The sequence below is a fragment of the Nostoc flagelliforme FACHB-838 genome, assembly GCF_014698065.1.
GTDB classification, from domain to species: Bacteria; Cyanobacteriota; Cyanobacteriia; order Cyanobacteriales; family Nostocaceae; genus Nostoc; species Nostoc flagelliforme_B.
The window spans coordinates 1-20956 of record NZ_JACJSI010000111.1 but is presented as its reverse complement, the minus strand read 5'-3'; the positions used below and the strand labels follow the sequence as shown (position 1 = coordinate 20956).

The 20956-nt window shown below is 39.6% G+C and carries 16 protein-coding genes; 6 read left to right on the top strand and 10 right to left on the bottom strand.

Features of this window, described 5'->3' with window-relative positions:
• Positions 1-62: 62 nt before the first annotated feature.
• Genes H6G97_RS30720 through H6G97_RS30710 form a run of 3 tightly spaced genes read right to left on the bottom strand, consistent with a single transcriptional unit; the run spans position 63 to position 2819 of the window.
• Entirely contained in the window at positions 63-704 is a 642-nt protein-coding gene (locus tag H6G97_RS30720) for a DUF6753 family protein (protein ID WP_190944292.1), read from the bottom strand.
• Complete coding sequence (locus tag H6G97_RS30715) at positions 670-1944, bottom strand: nucleotide-binding protein (RefSeq protein ID WP_190944291.1); 1275 nt, start codon at positions 1942-1944, stop codon at positions 670-672. Before H6G97_RS30715 ends, H6G97_RS30720 begins: the two co-directional genes overlap by 35 nt.
• Before the next feature lie 41 nt (positions 1945-1985).
• Positions 1986-2819 (bottom strand): hypothetical protein, encoded by an 834-nt coding sequence (locus tag H6G97_RS30710; protein WP_190944290.1) that lies wholly within the window; start codon positions 2817-2819, stop codon positions 1986-1988.
• A gap of 690 nt (positions 2820-3509) precedes the next feature.
• On the opposite strand from H6G97_RS30710, the gene H6G97_RS30705 reads away from it, so the two are divergent.
• The 3 genes from H6G97_RS30705 to H6G97_RS30695 all read left to right on the top strand — a co-directional run bounded on the left by H6G97_RS30705 (position 3510) and on the right by H6G97_RS30695 (position 5957).
• Complete coding sequence (locus H6G97_RS30705; protein WP_190944289.1) at positions 3510-4163, top strand: hypothetical protein; 654 nt, start codon at positions 3510-3512, stop codon at positions 4161-4163.
• A gap of 254 nt (positions 4164-4417) precedes the next feature.
• Positions 4418-5473 carry a hypothetical protein gene (locus tag H6G97_RS30700; protein WP_190944288.1) on the top strand — a complete coding sequence of 352 codons (1056 nt, stop codon included), beginning with the start codon at positions 4418-4420 and terminating at the stop codon, positions 5471-5473.
• A gap of 250 nt (positions 5474-5723) precedes the next feature.
• A complete protein-coding gene (locus tag H6G97_RS30695) occupies positions 5724-5957 on the top strand; it encodes a hypothetical protein (protein WP_199349764.1) in 234 nt (77 codons plus the stop codon).
• Between the two features lie 63 nt (positions 5958-6020).
• Here the strand turns inward: H6G97_RS30695 and H6G97_RS30690 are convergent, their stop codons facing one another.
• Together H6G97_RS30690 and H6G97_RS30685 are read right to left on the bottom strand one after the other, a co-directional pair.
• The gene (locus tag H6G97_RS30690; RefSeq protein ID WP_190944287.1) at positions 6021-6716 is read right to left on the bottom strand and encodes a hypothetical protein; all 696 of its coding nucleotides are present in this window, start codon (positions 6714-6716) and stop codon (positions 6021-6023) included.
• Positions 6717-6928: 212 nt separating this feature from the next.
• The gene (locus H6G97_RS30685) at positions 6929-7198 is read right to left on the bottom strand and encodes a hypothetical protein (RefSeq protein WP_190944286.1); all 270 of its coding nucleotides are present in this window, start codon (positions 7196-7198) and stop codon (positions 6929-6931) included.
• Between the two features lie 374 nt (positions 7199-7572).
• Here H6G97_RS30685 and H6G97_RS30680 point away from each other — a divergent pair, with 374 nt between their 5' ends.
• Positions 7573-8175, top strand: coding sequence for a tetratricopeptide repeat protein (locus H6G97_RS30680; protein ID WP_190944285.1), 603 nt, complete (start codon positions 7573-7575; stop codon positions 8173-8175).
• Positions 8176-8586: 411 nt separating this feature from the next.
• Here H6G97_RS30680 and H6G97_RS30675 read toward each other — a convergent pair whose 3' ends face one another.
• The 4 genes from H6G97_RS30675 to H6G97_RS30660 all read right to left on the bottom strand — a co-directional run bounded on the left by H6G97_RS30675 (position 8587) and on the right by H6G97_RS30660 (position 15432).
• Complete coding sequence (locus H6G97_RS30675; RefSeq protein WP_190944284.1) at positions 8587-9459, bottom strand: tyrosine-type recombinase/integrase; 873 nt, start codon at positions 9457-9459, stop codon at positions 8587-8589.
• A gap of 199 nt (positions 9460-9658) precedes the next feature.
• Positions 9659-13129 carry a plasmid replication protein, CyRepA1 family gene (locus H6G97_RS30670; RefSeq protein ID WP_190944283.1) on the bottom strand — a complete coding sequence of 1157 codons (3471 nt, stop codon included), beginning with the start codon at positions 13127-13129 and terminating at the stop codon, positions 9659-9661.
• Positions 13129-13362, bottom strand: coding sequence for a hypothetical protein (locus tag H6G97_RS30665; RefSeq protein WP_190944282.1), 234 nt, complete (start codon positions 13360-13362; stop codon positions 13129-13131). The genes H6G97_RS30670 and H6G97_RS30665 overlap by 1 nt, the downstream gene beginning before the upstream one ends.
• A 567-nt stretch (positions 13363-13929) precedes the next feature.
• Complete coding sequence (locus tag H6G97_RS30660) at positions 13930-15432, bottom strand: helix-turn-helix domain-containing protein (protein ID WP_190944281.1); 1503 nt, start codon at positions 15430-15432, stop codon at positions 13930-13932.
• Positions 15433-16496: 1064 nt separating this feature from the next.
• On the opposite strand from H6G97_RS30660, the gene H6G97_RS30655 reads away from it, so the two are divergent.
• The gene (locus tag H6G97_RS30655) at positions 16497-18359 is read left to right on the top strand and encodes a protein kinase domain-containing protein (protein WP_338421869.1); all 1863 of its coding nucleotides are present in this window, start codon (positions 16497-16499) and stop codon (positions 18357-18359) included.
• A gap of 71 nt (positions 18360-18430) precedes the next feature.
• A complete protein-coding gene (locus tag H6G97_RS30650; RefSeq protein WP_206759135.1) occupies positions 18431-19471 on the top strand; it encodes a hypothetical protein in 1041 nt (346 codons plus the stop codon).
• Here H6G97_RS30650 and H6G97_RS30645 read toward each other — a convergent pair.
• Positions 19429-20956: CHAT domain-containing protein (locus tag H6G97_RS30645; protein WP_190944279.1), on the bottom strand; the 1528-nt coding region annotated here is incomplete at its 5' end. The genes H6G97_RS30650 and H6G97_RS30645 overlap by 43 nt on opposite strands.

Genomic DNA, 20956 nt, shown 5'->3' with positions numbered 1-20956 from the left:
TAAGTCGGAAATTTCGATTCCGTAGGCGAGGCAGTTTTCATTCATGCCTCTTAATCTACCATTTACGTGTACTTATTTTTTACAGTAGCAGGATAACTCCTGTGAACGTTTACAGCCAGAGTTTGTTGATTCTCAACAAAGAGCTTATAAGTTTGCTTACCTTCGCTAGATTTTACCCATTGTAAAATCTTCAGATCGTTGTTTGACAACATGACTGATTGGTTCTGACCCAAGTTAGTCACCACGTTCCAAGTTGTAAATGAAGCAAGCATCGCACCGGCTGCTGTCACTCCTCCTACCAGAGCGCAGATAGACCAAAAACGCATCTGAGAATTTCCTGTAGATAATCGCATCTCTTTTGGTGGCGATGATGTTGAGGATGCAGATGATGTTGATGATTGTTGTATCAGCTTCGGTATTTGTTCAGTTAATACATCACGCACAGCATTACTGACTACAGTGTTGTTCATTGATTGGGCTGTTTTAGAAGTATTCGCCACTTTCTCTTCGACTGTTAGTACCCAAGCTTCAATCATTGCCTCCATTCGTGCTTGCAGTGAAATCATTGTCTCTTCATATCTGCCAAGTGTTGCCATGACTTGAAACATCGGGTCATCTTCCGCTAACCCCACTTGCTGCGCTGTTTCAACAATCCTCTGTTGTTCGGCTTCAGAATACCCCTGCAATATTTCTGATGTTCTCACCTGCTGACACTCCTAAGTAAATACTAGCGACTTGATTATTTTTTACAGTCTTAAAAAAATTTTTTAGCCAGTGATAAATATATGAGCGATACAACACATATAGGGATTGCTCATGAAAACATTGTGAGTAAGGTTTGGCTAAATCCTCCATTGCTTGATAATGATCTCTGTGCAAGGCTGTTAATATAATTTCTGTGCCCCCAACCAATGGCAATTTTTGCTGGATTAATTGCTTATACTCTTTAAACCTCGTATCAAAATGTTGATTTTTCACTATGACATAACTAGCATTGTCCGTTGCAAAATCTAATAGCTGCAAGAAATATTCCATGCAATCACTTCTATGGGAAATTGGCTGTAAGAATGTTAGTTTCCAGTTGAGTTCAGCCAAAACAGTAAAAAAATCAGCCTCATATATGTAGTTACAGGTTTCTTGGATATACTGTCCCGGCATATCTACAAAAATTACATCTAATGAGTCATTAAGTAAATCGTCTGTTATGTCTGAGGATTCTTTATATCTGACAAAGTTTTCTGGCGAACCGAAGAACAAATTCTTCACTACGACATAATCTACTTGGTCTTGACAAAAATCATATAAACTTATTAACTGCTTTACCGAATCCATTACTCGACTAATTACAACTACAATTGTTACTCGCATATCATATAATTCATCAACTGTAGACAAAAATTTCATTTGTTGTACAACATCTTTTAAGATTCTCATGGACTGTGGTGGTAATTCCAATAAGAATAAAGACTTTCCGGGGATAACTGCCCCTTCTGCGTCTAGACTTTCCTCTATTAACTCTTTCAAATCATCTAGAAAAATGTCTACATTCCCTTCTGTAAAAAAATCTAATTCTCTCACTAAACATTTATCCCCATAAAATCTGCTTAAATGAGAATTAGATATGTCCGCATCAAAAGCCAAAAATTCTTTTTTCATATCCAAATATGTTTGCGCTAATCCTCTGGCGAAAGTACTTTTCCCTACTCCTCCTTTATCTCCTGTCACTATCACTAATCTCCGACTCCAGTGTTTTTTATTGGTGACTGCGGTTTTTGTTTGTGGCAGGACTGTATTTCCTGCTTCTGTTTTTTCACCTGCGGTTACTGCTTCTGGCATCTGCTGTATATTTTCTGTGCTTTCTGCTTCTGTTGTTTCATCTGTTACTAAGAGTAATTCTTCTACTCCGTTAAGGATCTCCGCCTCATCGTTTAAAATATCTGTCATCTGATTTTCTCCTCGATTTCATGTTTAATCAGTTTCGGGCTTCAGTCCAGTGCTAGCATCTCTGCTGAAAAGTAGTCTAATAGGTTTAAATACATTGGTTTTAAATCCTTGAAATTGTCAATTGATTTATTAACCATTGTTCCCATAGCTTGTAAAATTAATCCCTGTTCTAATACCTGATTTAAATCCGACTCATTGAATTTATTTAAATGGTAATAAACTAACAAATCTAATAATTGAGCTATCAACAAATTTGCCGACCTTATAACCAAATCTTCATAAACATATTTATAGCTGCTGGCTGACCTTAGTACCGTCTTTAATACTTGAAAATATTTAGTTCTGAAGTTAATCCCATTTAAGTCAATAGTCTGAGGACAGTTAGCTAGCAATGGGAGCTTTTTAAAAATAAACTTTAAATATAAATCAATACTATTTGATGACCAAGACTCACTATTTTGAAAATACAAATACTTAATCAAAGAATCTTTTTGAGAGTAATCTATTTCTTGAAATAAGTATTTTGGTTGCTCGACTGCAATCAGACTGACATCATTTTTAAATACGGGCATCACATTTGTTCTTACCCATTGCATAAATTGCCTGACTACATTATGTTCTACTACACTTGTTCGTGATATTAATGAGTGAATTGATAGAGCGCTGAGTGTCGATACCAAACTCACTTGATTATTCTCCATCATCACTAATCGTTGATGAACTTCAATTGACCTCACGAAATCATCATTTAAAATTGGAGCTACTATTTGCAATACATCCACTGCAAATAACTCTAGCCCTGTTGGTGTTGCTATCACTCTTACTACAGAGCTTGATGGATGCTCAAATTCCCAATATCTCCAAACTTCTACCATTTATCCACTAACTTTTTTGTTCTCCCTCCTCTTACTGCAAAAGCTAGCTTTTTACTATAAGAAGATACATTGCATACTTGAAGAAGAATTCTGGAGTCAGAATAAAGACGTTCGCGGACTCGCTATCAGTGGGAAATTCAGGCCCACTAATGATTTAAGACCACCAAATTTTCTTGTTTTATGGGAGTTTTAAACCCCTTTCTTCACCCGCCACTCGTATAGAATTCATACCTATTTTTTGAATTCTGACTCCTGACTCCTGAATTCTGTTTTAATCAAAATTCACTTTGCCAAAACAATCCAAAAAATGGTCAGGATGGGTATGACCTATACTGAATGCTGAATTCTTACTTAGACACTATGGCATATTCCACCACTTTAAAGGAATCGCTCGAAGTCTAAAAAAATATCGTACTTCTGGCTATTGCTTTTTGCTGACATCCTGTTATAAAATCACCGCTTTCATCTGAAGCAAAATAAAAAAATCACAAAAATTCAAGTTTTTTAATAGTTAATTGCTGTTTTTAGCTTGCTATTTGAAATCAAATTATTATATATTATTTAGGATGAATTTTAGCTCCCACTTTTTCCATAAATACGTTAAGTAAGTTTTCTAAATGGAGCTATACTTAGCTTTTTTACTATCCATTTTTTCCGATAATAAATAGTTAGCTATTAAGCGACAATAGTATGCTTTTCAAAACTTCACAAATCGCCATTACTTTAGCTTTGCTCGTCAGTGGTGGTATCATCTCTTGCCAGAGTAAAACGCCTGAACAGATTGCACGCGTTACAGAACTTGAGTTGATTGCAGCAAAGGAGAAAGCAGAAGTAGCTGAAGTCAAAAAATTTGTTGACAGTACCCCCAATCTGTATAGAGTTAATTGGAAAGTTTGTAGTGACGGTTTTCTCGATCAAGGCAACAACGGCTGTAAAGAAAGTCGAGATGTTCGTGCTAAAGGTTTTCCTGAAGCCGTCCTTGTTTGGGGGCCTGTTCAAGAGGTGAAGTTTGTCACTAAGCGTCATTTTAGTCACAATATGCAAAGTGTTGGTTTGTTTGTCAAATCTAAAGGTTGTCTAAAATTAGGTAAACCCGAAGGAGGAGAGCAGTTTTACAAAATACACGAATTTTCACTCAAAAAAGGTTCTAACCTTCCAAATCCTTCTAACGCTAAAATTGATAAACTTTCCCCAGAAGATAAAGTCCAAGCTATACGAGTAGCCATTGATAATGCCGAAAACGAAATTGCATCTTTAAACAATTTCGGTGTTTCTTCCAGTGGATTTATACCGAGTGCTGCTTTACAACCTTGTCTCACCCTTGAAAAATGGAAAAACCTATAAATTCGCAACTGCTTAAATAAGTAAAATTCCACGAGTGCAGTTCTCCCATAACATCAAGGGGGAATGCACTCGATTGCTTTTGGGGTAACGCGATTTTCTCATAGCATGAATCGTTTTGATAACATGAAAAGCAGAGCGGAGCTTCAACTTACTCAAATACTTTACAATAGGTCTAAAACTGTCAATTCTTTTCTAATTCACTCGATGTCGTTTCATAACTATACGAGTGTCGTAAGGTATAGTTAACTCCAAAGATGAATAGCCCCTTTCCTTTATCACCTCCCCAAAAAGCAATCGAGTCACTATTCGCATTGCGAGATTACTACGCGCCTCTTGTGGAAGAGTACGAAAAATTATATACCCTAGCCAAAGCAAATCTCACTCATGTAGAAGCTCTATTATCTAACTGGCCTTTGACTGAGAAGGTGGATAATGATAATGAAAATGAAGAATTCACCTCTGAAAAAGGAAAAAACTTCTTCTTATTCCTGAGTGAGGAATTTGTTAATGACGATGTTGAACCTATTACCCATCCTTTCTTAGACGATTCACAGGATACATCAACAGTCGCAACCCACCCGTCAGACTCCACTCAACAAAACATATTCACACTTATACAAGCTTGGTCAGGTGAAGAATCTGATGCAGCTACAGATACTCCAGTACTCCTAGAGCCACCGATAGAAACATCAACTCAACAGCAAGCGCTCTATGGAACTGAGACGGCCATGCTGCCTATTTTTCAATCCCTGTCTCGCCCGGAAGCTATTGAACAGGTTTTGGCAGAACACATTGGCACAATTGTTCACATCGATTTTATTGTCAAAATGCTCTATGGAGAATTAGAGCCAGAAGTGTTTAAAGTGCTTAAACACAGAGTTCAATCATCCCTCATTAAAGGCAGGGAAACTAACAAATGGTTCAGTGTCCCAGGATCACCGAGATATTATACTCTGTCTTTAACTTTGCTACCCAAACCGGAGACTAAAAATTCGTCCATCAGAGTCAAAGGCAAAAATAAGAAACAAGTTTTGCCGCCCCAGCCCAAAGAGATACCAATGCTCGAAGAATTTCAGGGTCAGTTTTTAATTGATGCACTAACAACTTTTCTAAAGAATAATTCGGGTAAAGTTTTCGGGGTTTCAGAAATTACCAACGGAATCTATGGCGAACTCACTGCGGTTGAGATTAGAGAAGTGAAAAACAAGGTATTGAATGAGTTATCACGGGGTCATCGCACAGGGCGATTCACTAGGGTTCCTGAACAGATTGGATTTTATACCTGGGACTTAGAGTTGCTCAACAAGTAGAAACGATTGCTATCTTAAATATTGTTCATCAAGCAATGGCACGATCTCTCTCAACAATAAAAAGCCTCAACAAAAGCTGAGGCTAAAGAGAAATACCAAAATAAAAAGCAATATTTAGCGTTCGCCTGGGCGTGCGTGCTTGCTTGCTTGCTTGCTTGCTTGCTTGCTTGCTTGCTTGCTTGCTTGCTTGCTTGCTTGCTTGATCCGGGAGCATCCAAAGACTACTGCTTAACTTACACCTTTAAAATCTATGGCTATTCCAGCAACACAGTTAAAGATCGGGCAATCGGTGAAGTATCTAATCGGTACTCGAAGCGGTATGAGTGCGGCAATAACCGATATCAGCAAATCATCTCTTAGTCTCAAAAATACTCATATTGTTACTTTGACCTTTGATGATGATTCACTACCAAATCACTTAAAAACACAACAACTAACTGTTTATGACGGATTGCTTGAAGGTTGTGAAATAATCACATTTTAAAAAATTAAAATTGGCAACAGCAGAGCGCACATCCATTGCCACAAGTTGAAATTAATCAAAATACTAACTTGCTGGCTGATATAATCCCGTATTTTCGTTAAATTCCCACCCTAGCCCGGCTCTATCTTTGCTCTTACACCATGCTACAAAAAGCGGTGGGGGGAGTTTAATTCGCTCCTTACGTACAGTTTCCTCACTTACACCAAGTCTTGAAGCCAAACCTTCTTCAGTTAACGGTTGCATTCTAGGAGTATGCGCTTTGAAGGATGAATTATTGTAGTACGATTTCTGTCCCCGCTTTTGTTGGTTGTTGAGATAGTCTTGTATTTTAATGATCGCCTCAGCCAACTGTGTCATTCGAGCATACATCTTCTCCACTTTTTGTTCTAAATTGGCGAGATTATCAATTGCTGTGGTTTGGTTGCTATTAGATTCATTTGAAAACTCTGACTCGAGCTTATCAAGTCTTTCGCAAATAGCTCTTATTGTTTCATTGTGATGACTACTGTGATTTTTATTACTCACAGCCAAGTACTTCTCTACACTTGCCTTAATCTTTAAGTCTAGGCGTTCGTCTAAATCGTTACCACCTATTGCATCAATTTTATCTTGGGAATCGCCTAAGTAGAGATCGATAAATTCGAGCAGTGTGGCTGTTGCTGTCGTGCCTTTCGAGTTGCAACAGGTGATAAACTGCTCCCACTTCCTTTGATCGCAGTTGAAAGATGCTAATTTTTTTTTCCGCCCTGTATTGCTCATGTTCACGTATCATCTAGGTAAAATTGGACTGTACACGCTTATTAAATCGTGTAATTCGTCATGATAAATTACCTTGATGCTATCATCACCAAATGTGTCAGCGCATTCTTCAAGCGATGGCGTACTTGCTATGCCGGTGGCGAGTACGCCATCGCTTTTAAAAGGATGCTACCGCAATCGCCTTGCAAAGCGATTGCAAATGAATATAGACATTACCCTGCGGCAATTCCAGCATCAATCATCAGGGCTAGCGTTTCGGCATTGAACCTAGTGAGTGCTTCTGCCAGTTGCTGAAAGTGGCGGTACTGTTCGTCAGCATACTCGCTAGGTTCTAGCTCTAAAAGTTGACAAAATTTAATATAGTCAGTCCGCCAGTTGAACTCACCTATAGCCGTAGCGAATTTTTCTGCCAAATCCCGCGATTCTTTGTTTGCTGTTGCGGGTTTACCGTTGTGATTGTAGGTGCTGCCACTTTCCGTCATTTGATCGCGCTAGTAGTAATTTTGTATTATTAGCGATTTTAACCCAGGGTTGAGCAATGAGGGCGTAGACGACAGAAATCATCAGAAAATTAGATTTTTTAATGGTGATTTTCGCAAGTCCCGCGTCAACTGAAAAATGCGGTGAAAATCACGGTGTATGGCAAATGAAGCGAGATCGCCACGGAAAAGCGAAAGTTCTCAGCCACGAGGAAATTCAGCTATTATTTGCCAACGGCTTGAAAACGCTCCGTGATCGCCACCGGCTCATGGCGGTTACGCCATCGCACTAAAGCGACTTTTTACGTCATCCTAGCTCTAGTGCCTAATTTATACTTAATATAAACACGTGTTAAAACAGTGGATAAATATTGGCAATGGCTCAGAGTAATCAACAAGGTTCAACAAATACTAAAGTTTACTTCGAGCAAGCTATTGCTCACATGAAAGTCGGAAACTATAAGGGTGCAATAGAGGAGTACAACCGAGCTTTACAGTTGAACCCTAACGACAGTGAAGCTTACAACGGACGAGGCTTTGCTTACCTTCATTCTGGTGATTACAACAAAGCTATAGAGGATTATACTCAAACTCTGCGGCTTGATCCCAATTTAGCAGTTGCCTACAGCAACCGAGGTTTTGCCAAATGCAGTAATGATGACTATCAAGGAGCAATTTCTGACTGTGACCAAGCTCTGCAACTTAATCCCAAAGACGACGCGGCTTACTTCAACAGAGCAACTGCTCGCAATATATTAAAGGATAAACAAGGCGCGCTTGAAGACTACAACCAAGCTCTACTGTTAAATCCGAACCTTGCTGATGCTTATGCTGGTCGCGGTATTGTCCGCGCTCTATTGGGAGACAAATCAGGCGCAATTACTGATTTACAGCAAGGTTCTCAACTATTTCAACTACAAGGAAGAGAATCAGATCACCAAAAAGCACTCAATTATCTGGAAATAGTTATAAATAGTTAGCAAGGTGAAGAAAGAGAGCCGGGGGCGGCTGGGTAATACTTTTCGGATAAGCTGGGGAAGAGAAAACTTATTTACAGTAACTCTTTCCCCCCAGCACCCCTTTCAAAGGTAGGGGTTTTGAATTTGGTCATTTTTTGTCTATTTCAGTTAATGCTTAAATCTTGAAATGACTAAACCATGTAAAACAGTTGAGACAATTCTCAATTATTTTCGAGATTCTAGGCACAAGACACGAATAAATCAGCCCAGCCGTATCAATAATATTTTTAGCAAAACCGAGATATCTAGGCGCTTTCGCCCTCAAGGCGAAAGCGACGGCTGGGCTGATTTATTTATTGGATCTCCCCTAAAAAACCTACCCTTGAAAGCCCTAGCTCCCCCGCTCCCTCATATCTCCTTTTCGGTGAAAAATTAACTCTCTAAATTTGGGGGTATCCACTCGTCTTCATCTGGTAAATACAAGCTGCTGCTTTCAGTTGGTCGAGCGTGCAGATACATCTCAGTAATTACAACTGAACTATGTCCCAAAGTTTTTTGCAGCAAATGAATTGGCGCTCCTCTATCAAGACTATGACTTGCATGAGAGTGCCTTAGCCAATGTGGGCTAACATTTGATTCGAGTCCTGCACGGTTTGCCGCATTTCTAACGATATGAAAAACCATGCTTCGGCACAGATGGCCGCCTTTGCCAGAGACAAACACTGGGTCATCTTTTTTGGCTTTTCCCCTTAATCCTTGAATCTCATGCCAAATGCCAGTACCAATTAGCACTACCCTAGTTTTTTCGCCTTTGCCAAATACTGTTATTTGTCCACCATCCTTACGAGGTTTCAAGTCACGCCACTTGAGTTCACAAAGTTCACTGACTCGTAACCCAGCAAAATAAAGTAAGCGAATGATGGCCCGATCGCGTGGGACAACGGACGCATTCATTACCCGCTTTACTTCTTCTTCTGTGAGAATTCTTTCTGCCAATCGGTTTTTTACTTTCGGTGACTTAACCAGTATTCCCATGTTGGCTGATATTACTCCTAGCTGCTTGGCGAAGGAAAACAGACTTTTAATCGCTCCTACTGCTGTTCGTTTAGAATTGTCACTTCCCGAAAGAGTTGTTTCCCAAGTCTGCAAATCCATAAGAGTAACTTCCCTCAAAGGCTTATTGCCAATGTGGGTCAAAAAACTGTGCGTCAATCGACTGTAGCTCTGTTGGGTGTTTTTTGACTTCCCATGCAGCCACAAGTCAATGAGTTCGGAGGTAGTGAGCGTGGAGGAATCATTCAACATAGCTTATTCTTATGTTGAATCCACCTTCATTAAACCCTATTGGGGGACATTAGTGCTAACCCAAAGCAGCCCGCTCAATAAAACTGCCAGCAGAAGTGATTTTTCTGTTTAGGGACGTGATCACTTTGGACTTAGTAGCAGCCAAACAGCGACAAGCAACACCAGGGCAATCACTAAGAATATTAGTTGGTTCATGCAATTACCCCTCCATTGGCAACACATCTTCAGAGAGCAAGGTGTAAAATTCTGGTACTGCTGCCTCGACAAGTCGCAATTCACTCGCGGCGATCGCCTCAAGTTCCAGCACCGTCTCCCAGCGCAAATCCTCAACCCATTGCTTGAGAATGCCTTTAATCGCGTCAACCCCCTGCTTAATACCAGATCGAAGTGTTTCTACGCAGTGGAGTAGCGTAATGCGATCTGTCGGGGGCAACTCAAATTCGGTAGTATCCTCCCCTTGGCAATGGGAGTTCCCTATAGCATTAGGGGGGGGTGTGGATACGGGCTGCTGATTGGGGTTTACACTATACGCAGCAGGGGTTTGAGCAGCGTAATAGGTTCGATTTTCTTTTTGATTACGCTTTTCCACGCGATGAGCAATTACCTCTTGAGCAAATTCTAATTCCTCTTTAGATAAAGAGAAAAGTTTCACCTGTTGACCGCGCTTGCCCTGCTTGCGGAAAGTCAGTTTTAGCCCCAGCTGCTCTAGCATTGTGGCCAGCAACCAAATAGGTTTACAGTCCAGGGGAATAGTAAACCCAAGAATTGCTTTGACGTGAGCAGCGCAGTTTTGAGCGATCGCCGTCATCTTGAGCAAAGTGGGGTCATCGGCAGTAAATTCATCACCCTTTACTAAAGAAGTGAGAATTTGATGCAGCCCCAGATTAAACCGCGCCAGCCAGCGTGCCGAGTAATTGCCCCAGTCGATGCACAAAGGTAAATTGTCTCGCTCATTGCGGTCTTTTTGGGCGACAATTTGGGGTGGCGTAGGATAAGTTTGCCCAGTTCTGGGGTCAGTAAACGATTCTCCGGGTGGGGTTAAAATGGCCTCAAGTCCAGCGATAGCTCTAATTAAGCGGCCACCTTTATCCATTTCTACGAGTGATTCGGTTACTTCGATGCCGTAAGAATCAGAAATGCGGAACTTTTCACATTCAAAAATTTCATTAGGGTCAAGGTAATCTTTGCTCTGACGGGCACGGTACTCACTCAAAGTAATATTCTTAGCCTTGGCAACAGCCGAATTGTGGGCACGATCCAAAGCTTGTGCTGCTGCTTTAAGACTTTCAAGAGATTGCTCATCATCATCACTGCCCACATATATAAATGTATTGCCCATTTCGGTGAGAAGCGATCGCAAATCATCACGCAGATTATTGAGAGAATAGTGGCGGTTAGCCATAATTTGGCAGTAAGCCTCAAGCGCCCAATCTTTCTCGGCTCCCCGCTTACCCGTTTCTCTGTCAATCCGCAACAGAAAAGCGGTCATTTCATTGGTTTGGAGCAAGCGCTCTTTAATCTTGGTAGCATTGGTATCCTTGTAACCAAAGGGAGGACGCGGGGCCACCCAAATATGAAACGGGACTTTTGGACGATAACGGTACAGTTGTTGAGCGCACTCAGTAGCTGTCTGGCTTACGCCGTGAAAGACACCGAACACTAAATCAAAATGATACTCAGAAATATCAACACCAGTACCGAGGCTGGGAGAGGTGAACAAGGCATCAAAGTTTTTGACGGCGTTGGTGATATCTTTGATGAAAGCGACATTCTCATCACTGCCAGAATTGTCAGAGTGAACCGACCAAATACGACATTTTTTTTGTGTATGTGATTTTTCGGAGTTAGATTCTTCGTAGTTGATAGTAAAGGATTTGTCGAGTTTTTTGATGAAACGCTTACTGTCACTTGCAACCATGACTTTCTCACCAAGCATCAGCGCTGCCGAGATTTGGGCGACTATGGCGCTTGAATTATCCCCCTCGTACCAATAAATTGTGCGTGAACCGTTGCGCCACTCGTTTTTAATGATGTAAGGTACTTCACCGAGTGGTCGCATTGCAAGGAAGAAGTTTACCGTTAAATCATCCATGTGTGCATCAGCGATGACGACCAGTGGCGCGTTGTATACTATATATTCCAGTACTTCCAAAATGGCGGCACGGTGCTGTTTGCAAGTATTACTATGTAGTAAGTGGGTGAGGTATTGGCAAGCTTCATCTATAAATATGCAGCCGTAGGTGAGAGACTGAGTATTGAGTTTGTGCAAGCTGTCAATAGTAATACTAAGGGCTTGGGCCTGGGCTAAACCTGTGTAACCCAAGTCGGAATACATCGCCGTCCGCAAACGTTCGGCAAGATTTTTCAACAAGTTAACCCGATGTCCATTGTTGAGGAACCGCGCGTCGGGGTTTTGGTCACGCCACCAGCGCATAAGTTCAGTTTTACCTGTACCCATGTCGCTCCAGAGTACGACTAGCCCAATTTCTGGAAAACGGAAAGACTTTTTGGGATTTTGGGTACTGGGTTTGTGGTCAGGGCAGTCAGAAATTATTAACTCTTGTTTTCCTTCTCCCTCTCCACAGCTTGTAGAGCTAACACTTGGGGTAAACAATTTTTCTTCTGCAATATCATAAAGTGGCGGGACAGATGAACATTTTTCCTCCAGATCCGGAATGCAGAGTGCTTGGGTCAAATATTTAATATTGACTGTGACATCTGGTTTATATTTACTTAGTCCCCATTTCTTAGCCCGATACGAGCGCTGGTAATCGGCAAGTGATTTGGCATCGTCTATAATTGCAGTTAGTAGTGCATTGGCATCTTCACTGCGACTAACTACAAAATCATCAACCCCTTTTTCTGTCCCCGGCAGTAATGCAACTTCACATTCACAACCAGCAGCCTCAATCGCTTTGGCAGTCCGTACCGTTGCCTGGTAAACTGACCACCTGGTTTTAGCTTTAGTTTCGTAGTCGAATAAAATGATGAACTTGCGTCCCGCCTGAGCCATTGGTACTAAGTCAGGATGCAACCGTTCATCAAAATCCTGTTTGCCGACGCGCCCGTTCCAAATTCCCGGCAGTGCGATCGCTACAAACCCCAAAGAGAGCAAGCAGGCCGCTTTTTTTTCGCCCTCGCATAAGATAACTGGAATCTCTGGATGCTGCTTTACCCACTCCCAAAATATTAATGGATTGAGTTGATCCAATAAGCGCAATGTTAAAAGTGAATGATAGCGCTTAATTAAATAACGCTTTGCAACTTTGTCCCAGATGGGGTTAGCGACATCAAAGTAGGTAACGCGGTTGGGGGTTTTGGGGGGTGACTCGTATTTAACTGGTTTACCTGTTTGCCAATCAAAGCGCGGGAAGTTGGGCTTAATCCGCCCCCATTCCATCGGTTGCCAGTTTTTGAATGGGTCAAGTGACTGAATCCACGTCCCACCTAGTAATAGGTGCTGATACATTTTGATGTATCCATCTGTTACCCGACCCGCATTCTTACGTGGGATTTTATCAGATATGAACAGAAAATCATAAACTGATTCTCCCTCTACATGGAAAAAGTTGCGCTTAATCAACGCCGGATGAATGGCGCTACCAGCTAACAACTCATGGTATTCCGCAGCCGTGAGATTGTTTGGATATTCAGTTGTCGCTGCGTTCATTAGTTCTCCCCTTGCGGTTCCTTAGAGAGAACTACGTTTACGAGCAAGAATTGCCAGTAAAATCCTGTGTTGCAATCACCTGCGACAGTTACTTCAGTAATGTTTCTGTCGCTATCATCTAAACACAGCCAATTTGAAAGCTGTGAAACTTTAGCTTTTGCAAGGATATTCTTAAAACTACCTGATACCACAGCATAAAGCTGAAGTGCGAACACTGCAATGCATGATTCCATGCGCTCAACTACTGAGCTATTCAGACTTTTTTCATTTAACACGGTTTATTCCCCTGGTGCTTGGTTTTCAAGCTCTAGAGGGGGCTATTCACGCTGCTACTATTTTTTGCTCCAAAATTCGGGTTTTGTCTTCATTAAACTTCACATTTAATTAATTTAAGGAATTTTAACAACAAAAACTGCCACGCGAACATACCATTTTCGCGTGGCTTCTCATACAATATGAGAAGCAGCGTGGGCTCAATCTCTTTTTGACCAGTCAGTGGATGAAAGCGTCCAAACTTTAACTACCACTTCCTTGGTATTTCTGAGAAACCCCGCTCTGGAGTTATTTAGTTTTTGCTCCTTGGACAAAGCGCCTACTCCTTAGTGGCATTTGTCCTTTAAATTTTGGTGCTGTTATTTGCCTCCATATCGCTTCAGCTTGATCTTACAAAACTTGTGTCCATCTGATGTCGTTTTTCTTTTTTAGACCTCCACATTTGTTAAGGATTGCTTTTTAATGGGTAATCAGAGGATTGGTGACACTCCGTGTAGAGTAGATTACCTCGCTGTGAAAACTTTTACCTAAGATGCGATCGCTAGATTAGGTGAAGCATTAGATATGTGTACTAATCCTGTTGGATCTGTCATGATATATTTCTTGATTACTGGCTGAAGAGAAAAGTGGGCTTCTCTGGTAATGGGGTCTATTTCTTTTTCGATTAGTATCATATTTACAAGTTTTTCTAACGCTAGTATCAATTCTGAGTCTGACACTCCTGAATTTTTACTTGGGTTCAATTCATTTAATAATATTGTGATAGCAACAGGTTGGGGATCTGAGAAAACTTTTTCAGCCAAGTAAATCATAATTTGACGCTGAACTTCGTTTAACACTTGACCAAATGTTTTATCAAGCATTACTTGGAACTGACGGCTAACCAGCGTAGTCTTATGTTCAAAAAATTTCTCTGAACTACCAAATAAGTTATTAATTCGATTAACTACTGCTTTTAGCTCTGAAGGATTGCCACGATAAGTGTGAATTAACTCATTACACTTTTCTAAATCTATCAAACCTTGAGTAGATAAAAACTGTACTGCTGCATTGTTCTTCAATCCTTCGATTTTGAGATACTCAACAGGTAGTCCAATTTCTATAAGATCATTGATCTCATCCGGCAAAACTCGACTAGTTAATAGCAAGCAGCTTTGATCTAGTTCTTCAGTCAATCTACGTAAAAATAACTTGTACTCCAGTCTCTGTTCCAAGCTACTTGCTTGAAATAACGATTCACATTCATCTAATACTATTAGGAATCGCCGTGATTGCAACTGCTTAATCAGTAATGAAATCATTGCCTGAGTATATTTAGGTAAATCTAAGTCAGGCTCATTTGATTGTACTAACTCTATGATATCTGCTAATAACTCTTGGAGTGGTGGTGCATGAGCAACCGATTTCCAAATTATACTGTCAAATTTAGGTTGAGACTCTGTACTGAGTTCTTCAATGAGTTTTGCGGCTAATGTACTTTTACCAATACCTGCAATTCCTATAAGTGATACGCAACGCCGCTTGATTATTAATTCTTTTAATTTGGACAGTTCTTCTTCGCGTCCATAAAAGCTAGATGTATCAAGGCATTTACGTTCCAAAACTTGTACTAAGCCTTTGACAATGCAGCCCTGCTCTTTACTTGAAGTGGATTGAACATTATGATCTTGGGTAAGTTGCTCTAAGAAAAGACGCAAATTTTTTTTAGTTATCTGTTCCCCATTTCCAATTATTTTTGAAAGTGTAGTCCACAATCGAGCGCCTACGACCCGTTGTAAGTAATTAAGGGTATAACCTGAGTCTTGTGCTATTTTCTCATAACCACAGTTATCCCAGGCACCCTTAATAACAGATATCTCAGGCTTAGACAAGCCTCTACCTCTGTTGGCGCATACTAGGTCATTGATGATTACTAAAGCTTCTTCAAAAGTTACTGCTACTAAATTTTTTGATGCTTTAAATCCTCGCTCTGTTGGAGTACCAGAGGAAAGGGCTATTGAATTTAACTTTTGGGTAGCATTAAAATCCATACTTGTACTTGTCCTGCTAGTGAGCAAAACTGCATTGGCTCCCCAGTAACCAAAGCTTATTTAGAAATGCGCTACGTTAAAACGTGTTGCATCAGACTCAATATTACTAGGTTTTGCTATTCATAGCTACTTATTTAAAAAAAGTAATACTTTAAGAGCCTGTCAAAAAACAACTTTTACAATTTATAATCTAGAAAGCTTGCTGAGAAAGCATTCCTGGCTCAAAAGAGGCAAGGTTGTTACATGACAAGCTCTAAGTCATACTTGTGGAGTTTAGTGGCATAAATAGAGTAAGTGCTTGTTAATACACAGTTTTAAGATAAAGTAACTAATAAACATATTACTTTTTGCCTTGTATAAGAATTAGCCCGCATTTCTCACAAGCTCCTTTGCGTTTGATGATGAGTAGTAATAGATACTCAATAAAATAAGTAACAAGTAATAAGTAATAAGTGAAGACTTTACTCACTACTCACTACTCATTACTCCTCCATTCGAGGTGTGGTGAGAAATCCGGGTTAGGAGAGTAATGGTTGAGTGCAAGCTTTAGCCTAAAACATATGTTAGGTATATAAGGAACAGTCGCCAAAATTATTACTAAATGTATCTTTATGGAACTAGCGGAAGTAGAGCAGGCTAAAGATTGGATAATTAAGGTAATTTGAGCTTATTTACTTTTTTTTCAAGGAAAGAGCTTGTAATATCACCTAAATTGAAAAAATCAAGGTTCGCGTCAACTTCACAAAAAGAAGTTTAATATCTAATCTGGAATGCTTGTTAATCAAAAGTTTCAGCTCAATAATTAAATAATTTTAAGAAAAAGAGCTTAGTGTGCTTCAATAGATGTGCTACCTTCAAGGATTATCTATAGACGAAAGCGATTGTGTCGTAAATAACAGTACAGATAATAAATGTATGGATATAAAATTTCTATATAAGATATCTATCAAACATCTGAATGCAACAGATAAAAGTTTGCAATCTAAATCTATTCCGTTATTTTTAGCAGGAAGAACTAGATTGTGGAAGGATAGCTTATCTGTGGCTTGCCTCTAAGTCAAACAGTGAATTACTGTATAAATCCCTTTTGCCCTCAGCGTCAAAATGATGACAATCTTGACACATGTCAAGCGTGCGGTACTTCCCTGCTGATCAATAACCGCATCCGGCTCCTCAAGCCGTTGAAACCTCTTGCTGACAACCCCGAAAACTACTTTGATGTTTTTGAAGTACACGACGTTGGTATTCAAAGGAATTCTGCATCTAAGCGTCGAGTCATGAAAGTTTTGAAATGGAATACTCCTAAATTAGTTAAATTAATTGAACAAGAATCTATTAGTCTACGGTTAATCCATCATCCAAGTATTCCTAAAAGCACTCTAGATGATTTTTTTACTTTTGTTCCTACTAGTCCCCTGACATTGTATTGCTTAGTAATGGATAAAATCGAGGGAGAAAATTTGGAGCAATGGTCAGAGTCCAATGGAGCAATTTCGCAATCTTTAGCATTAGAATGGCTACAACAATTAGTTGAAATTCTTGATACAGTACATCGGACAGAGTTTTTTCATAGGGACATAAAACCTTCTAATATAATTCTTCAGCCTGACCATAAATTAGCACTAGTTGATTTTGGAACTACACGAAGAGTGACTAACACCTATTTGGCAAAAGTTAGTGGAAGTGGGGGGACTGACACAGGTATAGGAGGGCGATATGAAATTACAGCCGTTATCACACCTCGTTATACTCCATTAGAACAGATTGAGGGGCAGGCAGTACCGCAGTCAGATTTTTTTGCTTTGGGCCGAACTTTTGTCCAGCTAGTTACTGGAATTCAACTAATGGATTTTCCTAAAGACAACCAAACAGGGAATCTAATTTGGAGAGATAAAGCACTGCAAATTGACAAACCTCTTGCTGACTTCATTGATGAGTTAATGGCTTTCTTGCCAGGGCAGCGTCCACAAACAACTAAAGTAATTTTGCAGCGATTAGAAGAACTGCCTCAGCAGATTAAAAATTATAAATTAGCTAATTCTAAAATAGTTAAATATAGCAAGTTTGCATTAAGGGGTTTAATAATTCTTGGGGGTATTATTCTGTCTATACCCTTGTTAAGTAACTACTTAGTAACTCAAGGACGAAAGTTAGAAGCAGCAAATAATTCTCAGGGGGCGCAAGAGGCTTTTGATTGGGCTATTAAGATTAATCCTCAACTTAAGCCTGACGTTTCAGAACTTTATTTTGAGAAGGGGCGTGGTAGTACTAGTAACCTCGATCTGGCTAAAAAATACTATAAATTAGCAATTAAATATAATAATCAAAATTCGCAAATCTATACTAATTTGGCTGTGGTTTGCCAACAATTACAGCAATTTGAATGCGTAACTGATAACTATGGAAAGGCAATTGAGCTAGAGCCTAATAATTGGCAAGGACATTACGGACTAGGGACATTTTATGATGAGCGAGGAAAATACGATTTAGCTGAAAAACAGTATCAGTTATCTATAAAAACTAGTAACCAAGCCATTCTGCCCATCAATAATTTATCCAGATTGAAAATTATAAAAGGTGACTATAATGCAGCGATAGCTTTAGCGGAACAAGGTTTACAAAAAGCTAAAGAGCCTGAATTACGGGCTGTTTTGTATAAAAATTTAGGTTGGGCGCTCTTTGAGCAAAAGGAATATAGCCAAGCAAAGAAATATTTGGAAAAAGCCAAAGAATTAGATATACACAGAACATCTACCCATTGCTTGTTAGCGCAGGTGCAAGAAGCTTTAGGTGATGTTGATTATGCCTGGATTTCTTGGGAAATTTGTTTGCTAACTGAGTCTAGAGAGCCAGAGGTTTTCGGTTGGCGGTCGCAAGTATTAGAAAGAATCAGGTTAAAAGATCCTATTCGTCAAAGGGAAGAATGACACTTTATTTTATACCGAAACTTCCTGTATGCTATTAACATGCAAGTACTAACACAACAGTTTTAATGTTAATGGCAGATAGGCGAACAGACAAAGTAGGAAAAATAATCTACATTTTCCGAATTTCAATGATTGTATCAATAATCCTTTCTTTGGGTTTGAGCAGTGCATGGGGTCGCCAACTTAAATCAATAAGGAGTCGTGAGTGTAAAGCGAATGGTCGAGTTGTTAATGCAGGAGATCGTTTTTTTGCAGCAGGTAGTCAACTGTGCCCAGGAGATCGTATTAACCCAGTTAATGGACGCACAGTCAGTGCTTTGTGTTATTTAAACGGAAAACTTTTAGATTTCAAGCAGAGTAAGATTTTTGATGCTTCTGACGAATGTTCATTGCCTCAGAAAAAAGCAAAGCTATGCACAGGACTGAACCCTACCGGTTGCAATAATACTAAGAGTCCGCATGAGGGTCAGGATATACCAACACTAATTAGTCCCTATGGCAGTTCCATGTTGAGTAGTCGGCCTAAAATATCTTGGTATGCGGTTTCTAATGCTATTAGCTATACAGTAATTGTGAGTAGCTACGAATTTTATTGGGAGAAAACAGTAGATAAAACTGTTACTACCCTGCCTTACCCCAAGGAACAAAAAGAGTTAAAACTTGGTAATACGTATAAATTCACTGTAATTGCAAATAAGGATAAATCTCTAGCAAGTTCCGAACCGTTAGTAATTATTGTTCTACCAGAAAAGGATCAAAATGAAATTAAACAAAGAGTCCAGCGTATCAATGAATTAAACTTACCCCCAGACGAAGTAGCCATTTTCGATCTACATGCTATATATATGTCTAGAAATCTTTTGAATGAAGCGATTGACGCATTAGAAGCACGAGTAGCAGCAGGAAGTCAAAATCCTACCCTTTATAGAGTATTAGCAGATCGATATTTAGAAGCATGGTTGCCGAATGAAGCGCTTCGTAATTATAATGTGGCAGATGGATTGGCAAAACGTAGTAGAAACTTAGATGAATTAGCTAAAGTGCAGCAAGGGCTAAATTTAGTAGAATTTTACAACCATCCGCCAACAAGAATAAATCCTGCCCAAAAATAAGGGTGACTGTATCTAGAGTCTGATATTAAATTTAATTGCGCTTGACGCAATGCTTCTGCTTTGGGAACACCATTTTTCAAATTTTTGTAAAATTGTTCCATAAGTAAAGCAGTGGAGTCAGCGTCTACCTTCCATAAAGTTGCCACTGTACTTCTTGCGCCTGCTTGTGCAGCTACTCCAGCAATTCCTAATGCTGACCTCTTATTGCCTTTGGCGGTCTGACAAGCACTTAAAACTAATAATTCAATTCCATCTTCATTGGACCGAGCGCTGAATTTTAGTAAACTATAAAACTCTAGTGCGTTAATCGCTTTGTCCCAAGTAAAGAACATTGTCCTTTTAGCCTCAGAGCTAAATTGAGCGTGAGTAGTTAAATGAACAATAGGAAAGTTAAAACTACTCAACTGTTGCCCAAGCGCTTGGCTAGTAAATTTTTCGTTTAGCAAAACCTTTGAAGAAGAAGTTTGTTGCTTGACATATTCTATCTCCTCTTTCACTTTTGGTAGTGCTTCCATGTTCTCAAGAACATTTAAAGTCCTAATGCTGGGATTGATTTCAGACAGTCCACCAATTAAAGCTCTTAACTGATCTTTAAGTAAGAGCTTGGGTTGTCGAACTTTAGAGCCTAAAGTTTGAGCAATACTATAATATTTTAATAAGTAATCGTTACCATCATGAAGCAGCCCTATTGGTAAGCTTTGGAAAGATGCATCTAAAGTAAACACTAGCGTTCCTGATGAAGGCAAGTATGTTTTTATGGGCGCGATTAGTAAGTCATAGAGTGACCGAGGAAAAGGAAGAATGTCAATTTCAGCGGTAGAGGACAATCGAAGGGATTGTAAGATTTCTAATAAATTATCAACATTAGTTTTAACTAGCTTAGAGTCAGCAGAATGGCTGTGAAGGGAGCCATCAGCCAACTGTAAAATTATTTCTACACTTTCATCTAAATCAATTATGTGAACTACTGTCGGAGCGCTAGGCAAGTTTTTAACTTCGTTTAAAGGTATAATGTCAAGATTTCCACACTGGAGAAAATTTTCTAATTGAGCTATTTGCAATCGTTCATTGGTCTGGATTACTCGTTTTAAGTCAGGATTAGGAGAAGCTAAGAGTAGTCGCATATATTCTCGATATATAGGCTCAACTTTTTCTTGAAAGGAAAATTGTAAATCTGCGTTGTTTGGTAAGAGGTTTCTACGAACTTGAGTAATATTTTCAATTGCAGCACCATAGGCTTGAAGTGCTGCTTCAGTCCTTTTTTGCTTTTGGTATAAATTTCCTAATTTCTGTTGCCATTGGTAGGCAATATCTGATGCCCGAACTGACTGAGCTTGGCTTAAAGCTTGTTCAAAATAGGTTTGTGATTGCTTTGGATTTAATTTACCTAGAGTACCAAAACTTTCTGATTTTAGCCGATGGTTGTTCGTGCTTTGAGCAGTTTGCAAAGCGCTTTTAGCGTATACAATGGCTACTGAGTGTAAT

Excerpts from the sequence above, each read along its gene's own strand:
- H6G97_RS30675 (WP_190944284.1), bottom strand. The coding sequence starts at position 9,459 with ATGTTGAATGATTCCTCCACGCTCACTACCTCCGAACTCATTGACTTG.
- H6G97_RS30715 (WP_190944291.1), bottom strand. The coding sequence starts at position 1,944 with ATGACAGATATTTTAAACGATGAGGCGGAGATCCTTAACGGAGTAGAA.
- H6G97_RS30690 (WP_190944287.1), bottom strand. The coding sequence starts at position 6,716 with ATGAGCAATACAGGGCGGAAAAAAAAATTAGCATCTTTCAACTGCGAT.
- H6G97_RS30670 (WP_190944283.1), bottom strand. The coding sequence starts at position 13,129 with ATGAACGCAGCGACAACTGAATATCCAAACAATCTCACGGCTGCGGAA.
- H6G97_RS30705 (WP_190944289.1), top strand. The coding sequence starts at position 3,510 with ATGCTTTTCAAAACTTCACAAATCGCCATTACTTTAGCTTTGCTCGTC.
- H6G97_RS30650 (WP_206759135.1), top strand. The coding sequence starts at position 18,431 with ATGGCAGATAGGCGAACAGACAAAGTAGGAAAAATAATCTACATTTTC.
- H6G97_RS30685 (WP_190944286.1), bottom strand. The coding sequence starts at position 7,198 with ATGACGGAAAGTGGCAGCACCTACAATCACAACGGTAAACCCGCAACA.
- H6G97_RS30695 (WP_199349764.1), top strand. The coding sequence starts at position 5,724 with ATGGCTATTCCAGCAACACAGTTAAAGATCGGGCAATCGGTGAAGTAT.
- H6G97_RS30660 (WP_190944281.1), bottom strand. The coding sequence starts at position 15,432 with ATGGATTTTAATGCTACCCAAAAGTTAAATTCAATAGCCCTTTCCTCT.
- H6G97_RS30710 (WP_190944290.1), bottom strand. The coding sequence starts at position 2,819 with ATGGTAGAAGTTTGGAGATATTGGGAATTTGAGCATCCATCAAGCTCT.
- H6G97_RS30700 (WP_190944288.1), top strand. The coding sequence starts at position 4,418 with ATGAATAGCCCCTTTCCTTTATCACCTCCCCAAAAAGCAATCGAGTCA.
- H6G97_RS30680 (WP_190944285.1), top strand. The coding sequence starts at position 7,573 with ATGGCTCAGAGTAATCAACAAGGTTCAACAAATACTAAAGTTTACTTC.
- H6G97_RS30665 (WP_190944282.1), bottom strand. The coding sequence starts at position 13,362 with ATGGAATCATGCATTGCAGTGTTCGCACTTCAGCTTTATGCTGTGGTA.